Source organism: Roseibium suaedae, from assembly GCF_900142725.1.
Lineage (GTDB): Bacteria > Pseudomonadota > Alphaproteobacteria > Rhizobiales > Stappiaceae > Roseibium > Roseibium suaedae.
The window spans coordinates 1,154,078-1,170,457 of sequence record NZ_FRBW01000001.1; the positions used below are offsets into that span (position 1 = coordinate 1,154,078).

The 16,380-nt window shown below is 61.8% G+C and carries 17 protein-coding genes; 6 read left to right on the top strand and 11 right to left on the bottom strand.

Annotated elements, in window-relative coordinates:
* Positions 1-776: 776 nt before the first annotated feature.
* Complete coding sequence (locus tag BUA94_RS23755) at positions 777-1,478, bottom strand: helix-turn-helix domain-containing protein (protein WP_073009647.1); 702 nt, start codon at positions 1,476-1,478, stop codon at positions 777-779.
* Positions 1,479-2,028: 550 nt separating this feature from the next.
* Between BUA94_RS23755 and BUA94_RS05180 the strand changes: the two genes are divergently transcribed.
* The 3 genes from BUA94_RS05180 (at position 2,029) to BUA94_RS05190 (ending at position 6,535) form a co-directional block, all read left to right on the top strand.
* A complete protein-coding gene (locus BUA94_RS05180; protein WP_073010957.1) occupies positions 2,029-4,008 on the top strand; it encodes a methylmalonyl-CoA mutase family protein in 1,980 nt (659 codons plus the stop codon).
* Entirely contained in the window at positions 4,005-6,170 is a 2,166-nt protein-coding gene (gene scpA / locus BUA94_RS05185; protein WP_073009650.1) for a methylmalonyl-CoA mutase, read from the top strand. Before BUA94_RS05180 ends, scpA begins: the two co-directional genes overlap by 4 nt.
* 77 nt (positions 6,171-6,247) lie before the next feature.
* On the top strand, positions 6,248-6,535 hold the full coding sequence (locus BUA94_RS05190) for a hypothetical protein (RefSeq protein WP_073009652.1): 288 nt from the start codon (positions 6,248-6,250) through the stop codon (positions 6,533-6,535).
* Positions 6,536-6,602: 67 nt separating this feature from the next.
* Here the strand turns inward: BUA94_RS05190 and BUA94_RS05195 are convergent, their stop codons facing one another.
* A complete protein-coding gene (locus BUA94_RS05195; protein WP_073009655.1) occupies positions 6,603-6,824 on the bottom strand; it encodes a helix-turn-helix domain-containing protein in 222 nt (73 codons plus the stop codon).
* Between the two features lie 23 nt (positions 6,825-6,847).
* Positions 6,848-7,459 carry a DUF2975 domain-containing protein gene (locus tag BUA94_RS05200; protein WP_208979969.1) on the bottom strand — a complete coding sequence of 204 codons (612 nt, stop codon included), beginning with the start codon at positions 7,457-7,459 and terminating at the stop codon, positions 6,848-6,850.
* A gap of 183 nt (positions 7,460-7,642) precedes the next feature.
* Between BUA94_RS05200 and BUA94_RS23530 the strand changes: the two genes are divergently transcribed.
* Entirely contained in the window at positions 7,643-7,813 is a 171-nt protein-coding gene (locus BUA94_RS23530; RefSeq protein ID WP_175557999.1) for a hypothetical protein, read from the top strand.
* 96 nt (positions 7,814-7,909) lie between these two features.
* On the top strand, positions 7,910-8,314 hold the full coding sequence (locus BUA94_RS05205; protein ID WP_073009658.1) for a cupin domain-containing protein: 405 nt from the start codon (positions 7,910-7,912) through the stop codon (positions 8,312-8,314).
* A gap of 477 nt (positions 8,315-8,791) precedes the next feature.
* Here BUA94_RS05205 and BUA94_RS05210 read toward each other — a convergent pair whose 3' ends face one another.
* The 3 genes from BUA94_RS05210 to BUA94_RS05220 form a co-directional block, all read right to left on the bottom strand.
* Entirely contained in the window at positions 8,792-9,454 is a 663-nt protein-coding gene (locus BUA94_RS05210) for a haloacid dehalogenase type II (RefSeq protein ID WP_073009662.1), read from the bottom strand.
* Positions 9,455-9,606: 152 nt separating this feature from the next.
* A complete protein-coding gene (locus tag BUA94_RS05215; protein ID WP_073009665.1) occupies positions 9,607-10,041 on the bottom strand; it encodes a VOC family protein in 435 nt (144 codons plus the stop codon).
* A 94-nt stretch (positions 10,042-10,135) separates the two neighbouring features.
* Positions 10,136-11,401 carry a SulP family inorganic anion transporter gene (locus BUA94_RS05220; protein ID WP_073009668.1) on the bottom strand — a complete coding sequence of 422 codons (1,266 nt, stop codon included), beginning with the start codon at positions 11,399-11,401 and terminating at the stop codon, positions 10,136-10,138.
* A 244-nt stretch (positions 11,402-11,645) separates the two neighbouring features.
* On the opposite strand from BUA94_RS05220, the gene BUA94_RS05225 reads away from it, so the two are divergent.
* Entirely contained in the window at positions 11,646-12,503 is an 858-nt protein-coding gene (locus BUA94_RS05225) for a branched-chain amino acid aminotransferase (protein WP_073009671.1), read from the top strand.
* On the opposite strand, the gene BUA94_RS05230 is transcribed toward BUA94_RS05225, so the two are convergent.
* From BUA94_RS05230 to BUA94_RS05250, 5 genes are all read right to left on the bottom strand, one after another.
* Entirely contained in the window at positions 12,492-12,686 is a 195-nt protein-coding gene (locus BUA94_RS05230) for a hypothetical protein (RefSeq protein ID WP_073009674.1), read from the bottom strand. The two genes, BUA94_RS05225 and BUA94_RS05230, sit on opposite strands and share 12 nt — an antisense overlap.
* 58 nt (positions 12,687-12,744) lie before the next feature.
* Positions 12,745-13,974: a YbfB/YjiJ family MFS transporter gene (locus BUA94_RS05235; protein ID WP_073009677.1), complete on the bottom strand. Its 1,230-nt coding sequence runs from the start codon at positions 13,972-13,974 to the stop codon at positions 12,745-12,747.
* 143 nt (positions 13,975-14,117) lie between these two features.
* Positions 14,118-14,663: a peroxiredoxin gene (locus tag BUA94_RS05240; RefSeq protein WP_073010964.1), complete on the bottom strand. Its 546-nt coding sequence runs from the start codon at positions 14,661-14,663 to the stop codon at positions 14,118-14,120.
* A gap of 302 nt (positions 14,664-14,965) precedes the next feature.
* Complete coding sequence (locus BUA94_RS05245; protein WP_139251011.1) at positions 14,966-15,304, bottom strand: hypothetical protein; 339 nt, start codon at positions 15,302-15,304, stop codon at positions 14,966-14,968.
* A 136-nt stretch (positions 15,305-15,440) separates the two neighbouring features.
* Positions 15,441-16,133, bottom strand: coding sequence for a thermonuclease family protein (locus BUA94_RS05250; RefSeq protein WP_073009683.1), 693 nt, complete (start codon positions 16,131-16,133; stop codon positions 15,441-15,443).
* Positions 16,134-16,380: the final 247 nt, after the last annotated feature.

The following is a 16,380-nucleotide window of genomic DNA, read 5'->3' on the forward strand; positions in this document are numbered from 1 at the left end:
TGGGAGTGGGGCTGGCGAAATGTTGGTTGGTTGACTGGGAGCACGGAGAGCAGCTGGAATGGCCGCGATTTTGCGCAAAGACGTCACCCCGGCCGCAGGCGCAGCCGGAGAGCCGGGGCTACTCGTTTGCAGAGAGGTTCTAAAGGGAGGTGAGCTGCTGGTCAAAGCCGTCGGGACTGACTTTGCGCGATCTGCGAGGTCCCGGATCGCTCTGGCAATGAGTGGGTCCCGGATCTCCGCTTCGCTGCGTCCGGGATGACCTCGGAAGGGTGTCGATGGGAGTGGGGCTGGCGAAATGTTGGTTGGTTGACTGGGAGCACGGAGAGCAGCTGGAATGGCCGCGATTTTGCGCAAAGACGTCACCCCGGCCGCAGGCGCAGCCGGCGAGCCGGGGGCTACTCGTTTGCAGAGAGGTTCTAAGGGGGAGAGCTGCTGGTCAAAGCCGTCGGGACTGACTTCGCGCGATCTGCGAGGTCCCGGATCGCTCTGGCAATGAGCGGGTCCCGGATCTCCGCTGTGCTGCGTCCGGGATGACCTTGGGAGGGTGTCGATGGGGGAGGGACTGGCGCAATGTTGGTTGGTGGACTGGGAGCGGATGCTGTTTTGCGAGGCTTGCGACGCGCACCACCATCGGCTTTTCCCGGGCTGGAAGGGTCTCCTGCCAAGTCGGCCGACCGGAAACACTCGACCCCAGCGCACATTCAAGCGGGCCGGGGTCGGAATGTTCAAGGCAGGGTCTTTTTAGGACCTATGCTGAAATGGCGTTCAGGATACGGTCAGACCCGGATCTGGCCGTAGCGCAGGGCTTCCACGACCGTGTGGGTCTTGTTGGAAGCGTTCAGCTTGACGCTGGCGTTCTGCAGGTGGGCGTGGACGGTCCGCTGGGAAATGTCCAGCACATCCGCGATCTCGCCCGCGGTCTTGCCGAAAGCCGTCAGTTCCAGGACCTTGCGCTCGCGGGTGGACAGGCCGCCAGGACGCTGACCGGAGACCGCGCCCAGTTCCCGCAGGCGGGAGAAGACGGCTGCGCACAGGACTTCAAGGGCCGCGAGGTCCCACTTGTTGGCCTGGATGGCCGGGCCGCTGGCAAACACGAACGCCTGGAACGGGTGCAGTTCCGTCACCGGCACGATCACCATCTGGTTGCCTGCGTTTGCGGCAGCCATGAGTTCCGAATGCTCGGTATCGCCTTCGGAGATGGTCCAGATCTTCGCACGGCTGGACGCAAGACCCAGCATCAGGGCGCTGTCGTTTGCGGAGAGCGAGGTCGATTCGATACCGTCATTGCGCAGATCCGGCCAGCGGAAACGCTGCACGAGGGTATCAATGGGGCGGTTGGGCATTGGAAGCCCGGTGACCAGAATATGAGTGGCCCCCATGCGGCGGAGGTTGGATTCAAGAATATCCAGCACATGGTGAGCTGCACCCGCTTCGGAAACAGCTCTCAGCTTATTCTTCAGTTCATTTTGGTCATACATTTGTGCACATCCATTATTTGTGAAGGCCCGCCTCTACGTGCGTCTCGCCTTGCTTATTTGACTGTCACCTGCGGCGGTGTTCCGCTCGTATGGGTCAGGTGGTCTGCCTGTCTGGTTTAGGTCCTGAACGTCACTTCCAAATGCATGCCCTAGCGTTTGCATCCAGAGGTATAGATCCGGTGACCTAAGTGTCGTCCTCTCTTCATCTTGCCGACAAAATTATCGGTCTTTCCGAGAGGGACTGTTCCCAAACGGCAGCCTGTATAAGTTACAATATAAATTCGGACATCTCCATTGAATTGATCGGCATTTTTTGTCGAATGGCGCCAGTTTCTTGTCCAATGCCTCCTATTCTGGGGCCTGGAAATAAAACAAACCACGGGTAGATCGCCTTGCAACCGGTCTAGCGCATAAGTTTAAGTACCTAGCGCCCGTGATGGCGGGCCGGCTGCAAGCGCGTGTAGTTTCAGGGCTTTCCCGCATCCGTCATTCTGATGAGTTGCCTTGCTTCGCCCGCGCGGACTACAAAGGCTGTCTATGGGAGATCGAAATGACGCTGAACATTCCTCAGAGCTTCTTGGATGGCACACAGGACGCCTGGCATGCGGGCGTGGACAAGGCCCTGAAAGGTGCCTCCAGGGACCGTCTGACCGGCAAGACTGAGGATGGATTGGCAATCTCCCCGCTGTATGACCGCCGCGCGGATGCCATGCCCCGCTCGGCCCGCAGGCCCGGTGCGCCCTGGCGCGTCATGTGCCGCGTCGATCATCCGGATCTGGATACCGCCAATGCCTTGCTGCTGGAGGAGCTGGAAGGCGGCGCCGACGGGTTTGATCTTGTTCTGGACAGTTCCGCCTATGCGCGCGGCTATGGAGTGACGGGCGAGGACGTCGCCGGTTTCTCTCGCCTGCTGGACGGTGTCTTGCTGGATCTGGTGCAGATCCGCATCGACGGTGGCTACGAGAGTTCGTCGGTCCTGGCGATGCTGCTGATCCTGGCGGAGCAGCGCGGCATCGATCCGGCTTCGCTCAACATCATTTCCTGCAGCGATTATATCTCCAAGCTCGGCCACACGGATCTCCTGCGCAATTCGGTGCCCTATCTCGCCCGGCGGATCATTGATCTGGCGGGATTCGTCCGTGGCAAGGGCCTGAAGGGGCCGCTGCTTTGCGCCGATGGCCGCCTGTGGCATGACCGGGGCGCGACGCCGGTTCAGGAACTGGCCTTTGCCCTCTCCAGCGGCCTGCAATATCTGCGCGACGTGGACACAGGCGGTTTCAGCCTGGAGGACATGACGGGCTATATCAGCTTTGCGCTTGCAGCCGATGCGGATCAGGTCAGCACCATCGCCAAGGCGCGGGCCCTGCGCCGCCTGTGGGCCTCTGTTCTGAGCCAATGCGGCATGCCGGCCACTGGCGCTCATCTTCACATGGAAACCTCCTGGCGGATGATGACCAGGCCGGACCCGCATGTGAACATGCTTCGCTCCACGGTCGCCTGCTTTGCTGCCGGTATCGGCGGGGCGGACAGCATCTCCGTGCTGCCTTTCAGTTCCGCCCATGGTCTGCCTGATGCCTTTGCCCGGCGCGTGGCCCGCAACACCCAGACCATCCTTCTGGAAGAGTGCAACCTGCACAAGGTTGCCGATCCTGCTGCCGGGTCAGGCGCCATCGAGGCCCGGACCGACGCCATGGTGAGTGCTGCCTGGGATCTGTTCCAGCAGATCGAGGCCGAAGGCGGCATCGTGCAGAGCCTGATCCAGGGCAAGGTCCAGGCCCGGCTTCAGGAAAGCCGCAAGGCGCGTTACGAGCGCATTGCCACCCGCCGTCAGGAAATCACCGGCGTCAGCGCCTTCCCGAGCCTCTCCGAAACCACCTTGCGGCTGCTCGATGGGGCCGCCGACACCGTGAGTTCGGGCATGGGGGCCGGTGAACTGCCGGAGCCAGGGCCGGGCGGCGACCTGATGAGCGCCATTTCCGATCGTCTGAAGGCGGGCGCCTCGATCGCCGATATCGTTCTGTCCCGCCGCTGGCGCGACATGATCACGCTGGAAACGCCACTGCCGCGACCCGAGCGCCTGTCCGAGCCTTTCGAGGTCCTGCGCGATCGGGCGGACGCCTCCTGTGCGCCCTCCATCTTCCTCGCCTGCCTCGGGCCGTTGTCCCAGTTCACCGCCCGCGCCACCTGGACCGCCAATGCCTTTGCAGCCGGCGGGATCAGCAGCACTGGTGGAGCCGAGGTGAAGAGCCTCGAGGCCCTGGTCGAAGCCTTCAAGGCCTCCGGTTGCACGGTGGCCTGTCTCGTTTCCTCCGACACCATCTATGCGGAGCAGGCGGAAGACGCCGCAAAGGCGCTGAAACAGGCCGGGGCGGACGCCCTTTATCTTGCCGGCAGGCCCAAGGACCAGGAAGCCGCTCTGACGGCTGCGGGCATTGACAGGATGATCTATGCTGGGTGCAATCTTCTGGAGCTCTTGAGCGAGGCTCAGATCCGGCTTGGCGTCGCATCTGGTCAGGAGGCATTGGCATGAGCAGGATCCCGGATTTCTCAAAGGCGGCCTTCAAGGACGCCCTTCCGTCTGCCGGAAACACCAGCGGGACCGCATGGGAAACCCCCGAAGGCATCGAGGTTCCGCAGGTCTTTTCCGCTGGCGATCTTGCCGGTTTGACCCACCTGGACACCTGGCCGGGCCTGCCGCCGTTCCTGCGTGGCCCCTATCCGACCATGTATGTGCAACAGCCCTGGACGATCCGCCAATATGCGGGCTTCTCCACCGCCGAGGACTCCAACGCCTTCTACCGGCGCAATCTGGCGGCGGGCCAGAAAGGCCTTTCGGTCGCCTTCGACCTTGCGACCCACCGCGGATATGACAGCGATCATCCACGCGTCTCCGGCGACGTGGGCATGGCCGGTGTGGCCATTGACTCCATCTATGACATGCGCACGCTCTTCTCCGGCATCCCGCTGGACAAGATGAGCGTCTCCATGACCATGAACGGCGCGGTGCTGCCGGTTCTCGCACTCTATATCGTTGCGGCGGAAGAGCAGGGCGTTTCCCAGGCGCAGCTGTCCGGAACCATTCAGAACGACATTCTGAAGGAGTTCATGGTCCGCAACACCTATATCTATCCGCCTGCGCCTTCCATGCGGATCATCTCCGACATCTTTGCCTATACCTCGGCCAACATGCCGAAGTTCAACTCGATCTCCATTTCCGGCTATCACATGCAGGAAGCGGGGGCGACGGCGGATCTGGAGCTGGCCTACACCATCGCCGACGGCATCGAATATGCCCGCGCTGGTGTGGCAGCGGGCATGGATATCGACACGTTTGCTCCAAGATTGTCCTTCTTCTGGGCGATCGGTATGAATTTTTTCATGGAAGTGGCCAAGCTGCGGGCTGCCCGCCTGATCTGGGCAACCCTGATGGAGGAGAACTTCGCGCCGAAGAACGCCAAGTCCCTGTCGCTCAGAACCCATTCCCAGACCTCCGGCTGGTCGCTGACCGCGCAGGACGTCTTCAACAATGTCATCCGCACCTGTGTGGAGGCCATGGCGGCCACGCAGGGCCACACCCAGTCGCTCCACACCAACGCGCTGGACGAAGCGCTGGCCCTGCCGACGGATTTCTCCGCCCGCATTGCCCGCAACACCCAGCTGTTCCTGCAGCAGGAAAGCGGCACCACGTCGCCGATCGACCTGTGGGGCGGGTCTTTCTATGTGGAGAAGCTGACGGCGGATCTCGCCGAAAAGGCGCTGGCTCACATCCGTGAAGTGGAAGAGCTGGGCGGCATGGCCAAGGCCATTGAGAAAGGCATTCCGAAGCTCCGCATCGAGGAAGCTGCCGCAAAGACGCAGGCGCGTATCGACAGCGGCGCCCAGACCGTGGTCGGCGTCAACAAGTTCAAGCCGGATTTCGAAGAGCCGATCGAGGTTCTGAAGGTCGACAATGCGGAAGTCCGCGCCCGCCAGATCGAAAAGCTGCAGCGCCTGAAGACCGAGCGCAACGAGGCGGACACCCAGGCGGCGCTCGACGCTTTGACGGCCTGCGCGGCCAGCGGTGAAGGCAACCTTCTGGATTTTGCGGTCAAGGCCGCTCGCGCCATGGCAACCGTGGGCGAGATTTCCATGGCCATGGAAAAGGTCTTCGGCCGCCACAAGGCCGAGATCAAGTCCATTTCCGGCGTTTACAAGCGGGAGGCGGGAGCCATGTCCGGGACCATGGAAAAGGTGCAGAAGCTGGTCGAAGCCTTCGAGGACAATGACGGCCGCCGTCCGCGTATTCTGGTGGCCAAGATGGGGCAGGACGGTCATGACCGCGGCCAGAAAGTCATCGCCTCCGCCTTTGCCGATCTCGGCTTTGACGTGGACATCGGGCCTCTGTTCCAGACCCCGGAGGAAGCCGCCCGCCAGGCGGTGGAGAACGACGTCCACGTGGTTGGCGTCTCCTCTCTGGCCGCTGGCCACCTCACGCTCGTGCCCGCCCTGAAAGCGGCTCTGGAGGCCGAAGGGCGCGGAGACATCATGATCGTCGTCGGCGGTGTTGTCCCGCCGCAGGATTATGACGCCCTCTATGCGGCTGGTGCCTCGGCCATCTTCCCGCCGGGAACCGTGATTGCGGAAGCCGCCGTCGATCTCATCGGCAAGCTCAACAAGGCCCTGGGCTACGCACCGGCGCAGGCGGCGGAGTAACGTCTACTGTGAGCATTCATCGCGGTTGTCTCCTCGCGAGCTTGGACCATCCAAGAGTTTGAAATTAAGCGACTGCAATGTTCAGATTGTTTACTGGAAAAGAAGCTGACCAGCGCTCCGCGCGAATTGTAAATCGCGGAACGTGCCTTGTTCGAATGGGAAAGAAAGGTGTTTCTCTTGCCGTAGATTGGGCGCCTGAGGGAGACCCGGAATTTATAATTTACATTCGGACGGATACGAAATGGGAGACGCCAGTCTCGGAACCTGTAAGTGAAGCGGAAATTGCAGAAATGCTGGACTTCATTCCGAAAGAGCTGCGGAAACGGGAAAGGGTTGAAGCTTCTATTGAGCTGATCGCCATTTAATTGCGATAGATCGGCTATCAACCTGTTTAGCTACAAGGTTTCCAACTGGCTAACATCCGAAACGCCCTTAGCCGCCGCTGTTCTCCTCAGCCTTGAAGACCAGAATATCTCCGGGCTGGCAGTCGAGGGCTTCGCAGATTTTTTCCAGGGTTTCAAAACGGACGCCCTTTACCTTGCCGGATTTCAGCAGGGAGACATTCTGCTCTGTGATGCCGATGCGCTCGGCGAGTTCCTTCGAGCGCATCTTGCGGCGGGCGAGCATGACATCGAGTTCAACGATGATCGGCATGGTCCGGACCTTCCTGCGGGGCGTCAGATGAACTGGCTGTTCTCATCCTGGATCAGCGCCGCTTCGCGCAGGATCCAGCCGAACACCAGGACGAGGGAGCCGAAGGTCACGAAAAACAGCTCGGTTCCATCCAGGCTGAAGGCGAGGGACTTCTGGCCTTTCGGCAGGTCCAGGGTGGAAAGGATGCTTGCCACCGGATCGCAGAGAATGTCGTAGACGCCGAAGGCCATCAGCCACCGGCCAAGCGAGACCATGCGGCGCAGGCTGTCGGAGGAAAAGAAGTCCGCCTGCCGGAACCGGCGGAACAGCTGGGTGACATGGACAAAGACCGCAAGCAGGATGGCAAAGGCGAGGGTGGAGATCACGCCAAGCCCCATGCGCTGCGCCAGCGGAATGTCACCGAGCGGCCGCTTGATGTCATCAAGCCCGATCATGGTTGCGGTCACGTCCGGACAGAGGGCCGGGTTCACCACGACTGCCAGAACCAGACCAGCGGTGATGAGGATCAGAAGGCAAATGAAAGCCGCGACCCATTGCATGCAGGTGGATACGCGCCGGATGCGGTTGAGCCTTTGCTGTCGGGTTTCTTCCGGAAGGCTGCAGCGGTGCATGTGGGTTGTCTCCAGGGATGTCATGTGACCCTCCTGCCGTTCCTCGCAGCGGTGATCTTGCGCGACAGGTATCTGCCGGGCTGGATACAGGCAACCGAAAATGCCGCAGCTGAGGATGAATATATCCTGTTGCATGAGAAAATTATCGTAATACAATAATTTTTGAAAGTGCAGATGCGAGTCTGCCGATGCGGAGGAGTTTTCGCCTTGAGGTCGTTGTCCCATTCCATCCAGTCCCCCTTCCGGTCCTTGCCGGGGCGGATCGGGCGTTTGCCCGGCGCGGATGCAGGGCTGTGCAAGCCGCTTCTGCTGGGCGCTGTGTCTCTGACACTGGTCCTGATGCAGGTTTTCTGCGTGGCATCTTCCACCGGCGCCTGAGCGAACGCGCTGTCACGACCGGTCTTTTCCTTGCAAATCCGCCTCCGCACACGCAAGGTTCGGGACCAGACTCTGACTGTGTGGAGGACCTTCAGAATGACATTTTCCCGGACGTTTCCGGCCGTCGCCATGGTCGCGGCAGGTCTGTTGTGTGCTGCTGTTCCGGCCCTTGCAGACGATGGACTGACCCGGACCGAATTGAACCGGGCGGATGTGTCGGGTGTCGATGGGCTCGAAGTGGTGGTCTCCCGCCTGGAAATTGCGCCGGGCGCTACGGTTCCTCCCCACAGTCACCCGGGAGATGAGCATCTGATCGTGCTGGATGGGGGAAGCCTGTCCTTGCCGGATGGCAAGGTGCTGGAGTTCAAGCCGGGCATGGCCATGATGTTTCCGAAAGGCAAGGTGCACGGCAACCTGACCAACACCGGTTCGGCACCGATTGTCGTCTACACGACCCATATCGTGAAAAAGGGCCAGCCGCTGACGATTCCTGCGGAATGATGCCTTTGTGACCCCTCACCCGGCGCCTTGCGCCGACCTCTCCCGGTTTCGGGAGAGGTGGTGGGGAGGAGAGGTTTTTGAGTTTCTAAAACTCATTGGATGAGGCGGCGGTCGGGGCGTTCCAAGCGTTGACCGCATCGGACCTCCTTTGCCGTCAGATTCGGAAATACCTTTCTCCACACCGCAGCACACCCTCGCACCCTTGGGGAGAGGGCAGGGTGAGGGGGGGCTTCCGTCTGCGCTGTGAACCCTCACCCGGCGCTTTGCGCCGACCTCTCCCGGTTTCGGGAGAGGTGGTGGGGAGGAGAGGTTCTTGAGCTCTCTGAAGCACAACGCATGAGGTGGCGCTTGGGGGCGTATCAAGCGTTGCCCACTTTTGCCGTCAGGTCTGGCAATACCTTTCTCCATGCCGCAGCACACCCTCTCCCCTTGGGGAGAGGGAAAGGTGAGGGGGATTTAGAGAGCCGCTTTCTGCGCTTACCCCAGAGCCTGCAGGCCCGTCAGGTCGTTCAGGACGGCGCTGGGGGCCAGATCCGGATATTCGTCCGGCTGACTGGTGCGGTTCATCCAGACGGTGCGGAAGCCGAAGGCTGTGGCGCCCGCAATGTCCCAGCGGTTTGAGGACTGGAACGACACGGCTTCCGGATAGATGCGGAAGTGGGTCGTGACCATGTCGTAGACTTCCGGCGCGGTCTTGTAGGTGCGCAGCTGGTGGACCGAGAAGATCTCGTCCAGAAGCTCCGTGATGCCCGCAGCCTTGGCCGCAGCCTCCAGCATGGAGGGCGACCCGTTGGAGAGGATCGCCAGTCTTGCGCCATCCTGCTTCAGCCGCGTCAGCACCTGCGGCACCTCCGGGTAGCAGTCCAGCGACCAATAGGCATTGAGAAGATCCTGGCGCAGGCTCTTGTCAGCGGAAGGATAGAGCGCGAAGGCGGTGTCCAGGGCTTGTTCCGTCAGCTCCCAGAAATCCTGATAGCGGCCCATGAGGGCGCGGACCCAGGAATATTCCAGCTGCTTCTGCCGCCAGACAAAGGAAAAGGTCTGCGCATCCGGCCCCATTTTCTCGGCATGTTTGCGGACCGCCGCGTGCACGTCGAACAAGGTGCCATAAGCGTCGAACACATAGGCCGCATAAGCCATCGCAGGGGTCTCCGGATCGGGAAAATCAGCAGGGGCAGAAGACAGCCTTAGCTGGCTTGCGTCAAGCCGGACCCTGCGCAGCCAAGGCGCATTTTGTCTCATCTGCGCCGGAAAAAGCCGAAATGAATCAATCCGGGCAGGGGATCATATCGTCAGCCGGCTGAGGGAAGGGTAATGCCGCCCTTTTCGTCCAGTGGCCAGAAGGGGTTATAGGCGATTTCCAGAAGGTGCCCGCCCGGGATGGTGACATAGCCGGAGTAGCCGCCCCAGAAGACCTTTTCCGGCCGCACGGTTGCCTCCGCACCGGCCGCAAGCGCTTCTGCATAGACGCTGTCGACCTCTTCCTCGCTTCTGGCGTTGAAGGCGATGGTCATGCCGCCGATGGTGTCTGCGGCCAGGGCGCGGTCAAGGTCCTTGGCCAGATGGGCGCGGCTGTAAAGGGCAAGGGCAGAGCCGTTCAGCTGGTAGAAGGCGATATGCTCGTTGCCGCCGGGCGCCTGGGTCCAGCCGAGCCCGTCCTCGAAAAAGCGGGAGGTCTGCTGGAGGTCGTCAACGGCAAGGGTGATCAGGCTGATGCGCTGTTCCATGAGACATGTTCCTGCATTGATGAGGTGATTGGAACAAAATAGGAACATGCATTCGGAGTCAAGCCGCATTCATATCGGCAGACAGGATCCAGTCTCAGCGTTCCGGTGTCGTCCAGTCGCTGTCGAGCTTCTTGCGCTCGCGCAGGCGCAAGGCCAGGCCGATGGCAACGCCGGTGCCGATGGCGATCGTCAGGTCCAGCAGCACGGTGAGCGCAAGGGTCAGGAGCAGAAGGAACTTGTCCGACCGCTTTGCCTGCATGTGTTCCTTCCACTTGTGCGGCTCGCTCATGTTCCAGGCGGTCAGCATCAGGAGTGCAGCAAGAGCGGGCATGGCGAGATAGCCGGCAAGCGGTGCGGCAAGCATCATCACCAGCAGGATCACCAGAGCATGGATCATGCCGGCAACGGGCGTGCGGCCTCCTGCCCGGATATTGGTTGCTGTCCGAGCAATCGCGCCGGTGGCAGGCAATCCGCCAAAGAGGGACGAGGCGATGCTGGCAACGCCCTGGGCGGTCAGTTCCGCATTGGGCCGGTGGGTGCCGGAAATCATCCGGTCGGCCACCATGGCGGAGAGCAGGGACTCAACCCCGGCCAGAAAGGCGATGATCACCGCTGAGGGGAAGAGTTCGATGATCCGGTCGCGGCTGATCTCCGGCAGGTGGGGCGTGGGCAGATGGTCGGGCAGGGCCCCGAACCGGCCGCCCAGCGTGTCGACCGGAAGTCCAAGCGCCCAGACGGCGATGGACCCGATGCCCACAGCCACGATCAGGCCGGGAAAGCGGGGTGCCAGACGGCGCAGGCCGACGATCAGGAGCAGGGTTGCCAGGGCAATCAGCAGGGACGGCAGGCTCAGCGTGTCGCGCACGGCCCAGAGCGCCGAGAGCTTTTCCAGGAAGTCCGCGGGAACATGATCTGCCTGAAGACCCAGGAAGTCCTTGAGCTGGCTGGTGCCGATGATGACCGCAATGCCGATGGTAAAGCCGTTGACCACGGCCTCGGGAATATGGGCGATCAGGTTACCGGCCCGGAAATAGCCGCCGATCATCAGGATGATCCCGGCCATGAGCGTTGCCAGCACCAGGCCGTCATAACCATGCTCGGCAATCACCCCATAGACGACGACGATGAACGCACCGGTCGGCCCGCCGATCTGGACCGAGCTGCCGCCAAGGGCAGAGATCAGGAAGCCCGCGACGATGGCTGTGACAAGGCCGGTGGCCGGATCTGCGCCTGAGGCAATGGCGATGGCGAGGCTCAGGGGAATGGCCACCATGGCAACGGTGATGCCTGCGGAAAGATCCGCAAGGAAATCCTGCCGTGAATAGCTCTTGAGCGCGGAAACGAGCATGGGCTGGCGCATGAATCGGGCCTGGATGGTGCCGCAGGGCGGGGGAAGGAGGTCTCATCAAAGCCGATGGCATCCCGGGCCGCAAGCCGTAGTATTCCCCATAGGGCGCATTTCTGGAAAGAAACTTCGCCTCCCGTGCGTCTACCGGAACAGGTCCTGCATTTTGACGCATCATGGGAAAGGTGTGTTGACGGACAGCGGGGAAGGGAGTTCTTTCGCTTCTCCTAATCACGAAAATCTGGAAGCGAGACAGACAATGACCGGCTGGAGCGAAACCTGGACCTGGATTGACGGCACATGGCACGAGGGCAACCCGCCCATGATGGGACCGCGCTCCCATGCTGCCTGGCTCGGCTCCAGCGTGTTCGACGGTGCCCGCGTCTTCAGCGGCGTGATGCCGGATATCGATCTGCATTGCCAGCGGGTCAATGACAGCGCCGTGGCGCTGGGCCTGAAGCCGACCATGAGTGTCGGCCAGATGGTTGAGCTGACCCGGGAAGGGGCGTCGAAGTTCTCTCCGGACAAGCAGCTTTATGTGAAGCCGATGTACTGGGCCGAGAGCGACGGTCCGGGGGTCATCGCCGGTGATCCGGACAGCACCCGCTTCTGCATGTGCCTGTTCGATGCGCCGATGGCTCCGGAAGGGGCTGCGAACTCCTTGACCCTGTCCTCCTTCCGCCGCCCGACGCTGGACTGCATGCCGGTCAATGCGAAGGCCGGCTGTCTTTATCCGAACAACGCCCGGGCCATGCTGGAAGCAAAGGCGAAGGGCTTCGACAATGCCATCGTTCTGGACATGCTCGGCAACGTGGCCGAACTGACCTCTGCCAATGTCTTCATGGTTAAGGAAGGTGTGGTGCACACGCCGGTGCCCAATGGCACGTTCCTGAATGGCATCACCCGGCAGCGCGTGATCAGCCTGTTGCGTGGCGCAGGTGTCACCGTTCACGAGCGTTCGCTGCGCTATGCGGATTTTCAGGACGCGGATGAAATCTTCTCGACCGGCAACTACAACAAGGTGGTCCCGGTCAACCGCATTGACGAGCGTCAGCTAGAGCCGGGTCCGGTCGCAGCCCGCGCACGCCAGCTCTATTTCGAGTTCTCAAAGGCGTAAGCTGCCATCCAGACGGGATGTGATCTGCTTCAGGATCCGGGCGGCCTCTTGTGAGTGGCTTTCCCGGATCAGCTGATCCAGCGCATCGACCAGATCCGCCTTGCCTTCTGCCAGCAGCTCCTGTCTGAGGCTTTCCCAGTCGGTGGCCTTGTGGGCTTCAGGGCCTTTTCCGCTCTGTGACATGGGATCAGTCCCTTTCTCCAAAATCCGGGTCTGGCCGTTTCAATCAGGCTGCCGACGGTTACATGCGGCTGCCGTTACGGCTTCCGCCGGGTGCCGTCAAGGCTGCAGCCACAATCAGGGCTGCGGTGGCCGCAAGCGATGCGCTGGTAAAGTCGCCGGACAGTTCGTGCAAATAGCCTGCGAACCACGGGCCGAGCGACTGGCCAACGCCGAAACTGGCCGTCATTACGGCTAGGATCCGCCTTTGGTCGCCCCGCGTCAAGCGGCGGGCCTCCATCAGACCCATGGCGGTGATGCCCATGAAGGTTGCCCCCAGAAGAGCTGCCGCCAGCAAAATGCCGACAGGGGAGGAGCTGAAGACGCTCAAGGCCACGCCTCCGGCTTCAAGCAGGCAGGCCAGTGCGATGGAGCGTCCGCCGCCGATCCGCTGGACGATCTTGTTCCAGATGTAGATGGACGGAGCGGCTGTCAGCCCCACCACGAGCCAGGAGGCCGCTTCCAGTCCGGCCAGCGCAGGCGCTTCGCGGATAATCACCGCAATGAAGGTGGCGGTGATCACATAGCCGAAGCCAAAGAGCCCATAGGCGAGGATCAGCCGCTTCAAGGCGGGAGGGGTGCCGGGTCTTGCGGCCGGCGTCTCCCTGACGGGGGCAGAAGACGCGCTGCCTGGCGCTGCCCGCTTGTGGTCTTCGCCCGGTATCAGAAGGGCGACGGCACCGGCGGCAATCAGGGTGGCAACGCCCGAGGCATTCCACAACCCGTCCCAGCTGGCACCCGTTCGGTTGAGCACCGCGACCAGAATGGCGGAGAAGGCGATACCTGCTCCCACTCCAGAGAAATAGAGCGCCGACAGGCCGGGGCGTCCCAGAAAGGCCAGCCGGTCAAGCACCAGCGCAGAGGCAAAGACCAGGGCAAAGGCACTGGCAAGTCCGGAGACGAAGCGCAGGAGGCTGAAGAGCCAGACATCCACACCGGTGCCAAAGGAGGAGAAGGCGGGAAAGCTCATCGCCATGGAGGTGAGGCCGCTGACCGCCAGCGCCCCGAGCAGCCAGGCGCGCCGGCTGCCCGGCAGGCTGCCCATGGAGGCGGCGAGGGCGCCCAGCAGATAGCCGATGAAATTGGCGGTGGCGATCTGGCCGGCCTGAGCGGGTGTCAGCCCGGTGCCTTCGACCATGAAGGGCAGGATCGGCGTGAAGACAAACCGTCCGATGCCCATCGCGGAGCCAAGGGCAATCAGGCCGCCTGATGCAAGGCGCAGGGCAAGGAACCGGGAAGCGGGAGAGGACATGGGCGAGATCTGCGCATGCGGAAAGGGATAGGGCTTGAAGTCGTCGCATGGTGGACGGCCCGTGGCAAGCGAAGATGATCGGGCCCCTCGCAGCCAAAGACCCTGCCCGGCCGCAGCCGGACAGGGGAAACGTGTGCTGGCCGTCAGGCGGCAGCGGAATCCTTGTCGGCGCGCAGCGCTTCCAGGATGTTCTGCGGGGAAGACGCGCCATACGGGTCAGTCTCGCAGTTGTCGGAGAAGCCTTCTTCCACGAACATCTTCTCGATGGCACCGTTGTTGATCACGGCTGCATAGCGCCAGGAGCGCAGGCCGAAGCCCAGGTTGTCCTTGCGAACCAGCATGCCCATCTTGCGGGTGAATTCGCCCGATCCGTCCGGAATGAGCTTGATCTTGTCGATGCCCTGGGCCTTGCCCCAGGCGTTCATGACGAAGGCGTCATTGACGGAGATGCAGTAGATCTCGTCGATGCCTTCGGCCTGGAACTCACCATAGAGCTTCTCGAAATCCGGCAGCTGGTAGGTGGAGCAGGTCGGGGTGAAGGCACCCGGCAGGGAGAAGAGGATGACGCGCTTGCCGGAGAAATAGTCGGCAGAGGTCTTGTCTTCCCAGCGGAACGGGTTCGGGCCTTCGATGCTTTCATCGCGGACGCGGGTGCGGAAGGTCACGTCGGGAACGTTTCTTGCGATCATCATGTCACTCCGGGGCTGGGCGCCTGGCACTTCCGGGAGGTGGAAAGGGGCGCCGGTTTGAAATTGCTTGGGCAACTGCAGCACAGAAAAGGCTTGGGGACCGGGAGGGAACCTGAAGGCCTGACGGAACTTGCCGCAGCGCAATTGTGCGCCGCAAAATAGGGAGGCTGCCCGGTGTCTGTCAATTCGGCTCGGGATTTTTAGCAGGAAGCATCCCCAGTCCGTGACGCCTGGCCCTGAAACGCCAAAGGCCCTGCAGCGGTTGTCCGCGGCAGGGCCTTTTGGAACCTGTCAGGCAGCGATCAGCGTGTGGCCGTCCCAGCCGGGGCGATTGCTGCTTCCACCCGTTTCGCCTTGCGAAGGCTTGCGCTCTTCATGGCTTCCAGCTGAGCCGGCGGGATTGTCGAACTGCGGGCCTTGTGGGTCTGGTCGCACTTCTTCAGGCTCTTGGTGTAGCACTCGTTCGGGTATCCCGAGGTCTTGTCGTTACACCAGCCGATCCAGTTGTTGTAGCACTCACCAAGGTTGTTACCCATGCCCGGTCCGGCAGAAGCGGAAAGGGTGGAGGCGCCGAGCAGCATTGCGCTTGCAGTGAAGGCACAGGCTGCGGATCTGGTCAGGCTTTTCAGGGTCTGGGTCATTGTCTTCTCCCAAGTGTTGGTGGGGCGGGGGCCCCGGTGCGCGGGTCCGCCGCGCTGGGAAAAGAAATAGGCGATCGCCGGGGAGGGCGATGTGATGGCGGTCACGGAAAACGCTGTTGCCCGCTTTTGTGTGGCTTCAGCCCGGAGCCCGCCATCCGGCAGCGATCGCCTCGTCTTCCGAGCAGAACCAGCGTTCGCCCCTCGATGGATCGATCCGGGTGCGCTCATAGCTGGGCGACCAGGGCGTATGATAGATCTTGCCGTTGCCGGAGATGTTACCCTTGATCGGGCAGCCTTCGGGAGCGGATGGATCATTCTTCTGGCTGCCGCCTTTGCTGGCCACCTGCCATTTGCGGGCGCGGAACTCCCACGGCGCCTGCGCCTTCCCGGCAAAGAGCCCCGCATGGTCCCTGCGGGCCAGCTCTTCTTCCGCAACATAGGCGAGCGAATATTTGCGGAAGGCAAAAGCATGGCCAAGGCGGACCATCTGGGCGTTGATGTCACGGCCATTTGCGTAGCAGGTGGCAAGCCTGCGGCCATAAGCATCCTGTTCTGTGCCCCGGCACTCGACATGTCCTGCGGCAACAAGTTTCTCCAGCGCGGCCTTGGCGTCCTTTCCGCAGCGCGTCTCCTTGCCTCTGGCCGACCGGCAGGTCTGCGCCATCTCCGGGGCGTCGATGCCATTCAACCGCACATGCTCTCCGTCGAGGACGAGCGTGTCGCCATCGATCACGCGAAGGGATGGGGTGGCTTGGGTGCTGCTCGAAATGAGTATTTCAGCCAGGCCAAGGAACAGGGCCATCCGGAGCGGTTTTGCCCGCAGGAACATGCGTTTCGTCCTAAAATGCGAATCGAGAGGTCTCTTTGATCCGAGCCTGAGGCCTCAGTCCGCATCGGTTCAACACCTGCCCCTCAAATGGCCGCTAACCCGGCAAGTGCGCTGTGGATGGACGTTCCAGGTACAAAGACGTGAAAGGCTGAACCCCCAGCGCATATAAAAAAACAAAAATATTTTTTTATTTCGCCTTAGGGACATTGCCCCGTCACGAAGACAGCCCTAAATTGCCTCTCGACGC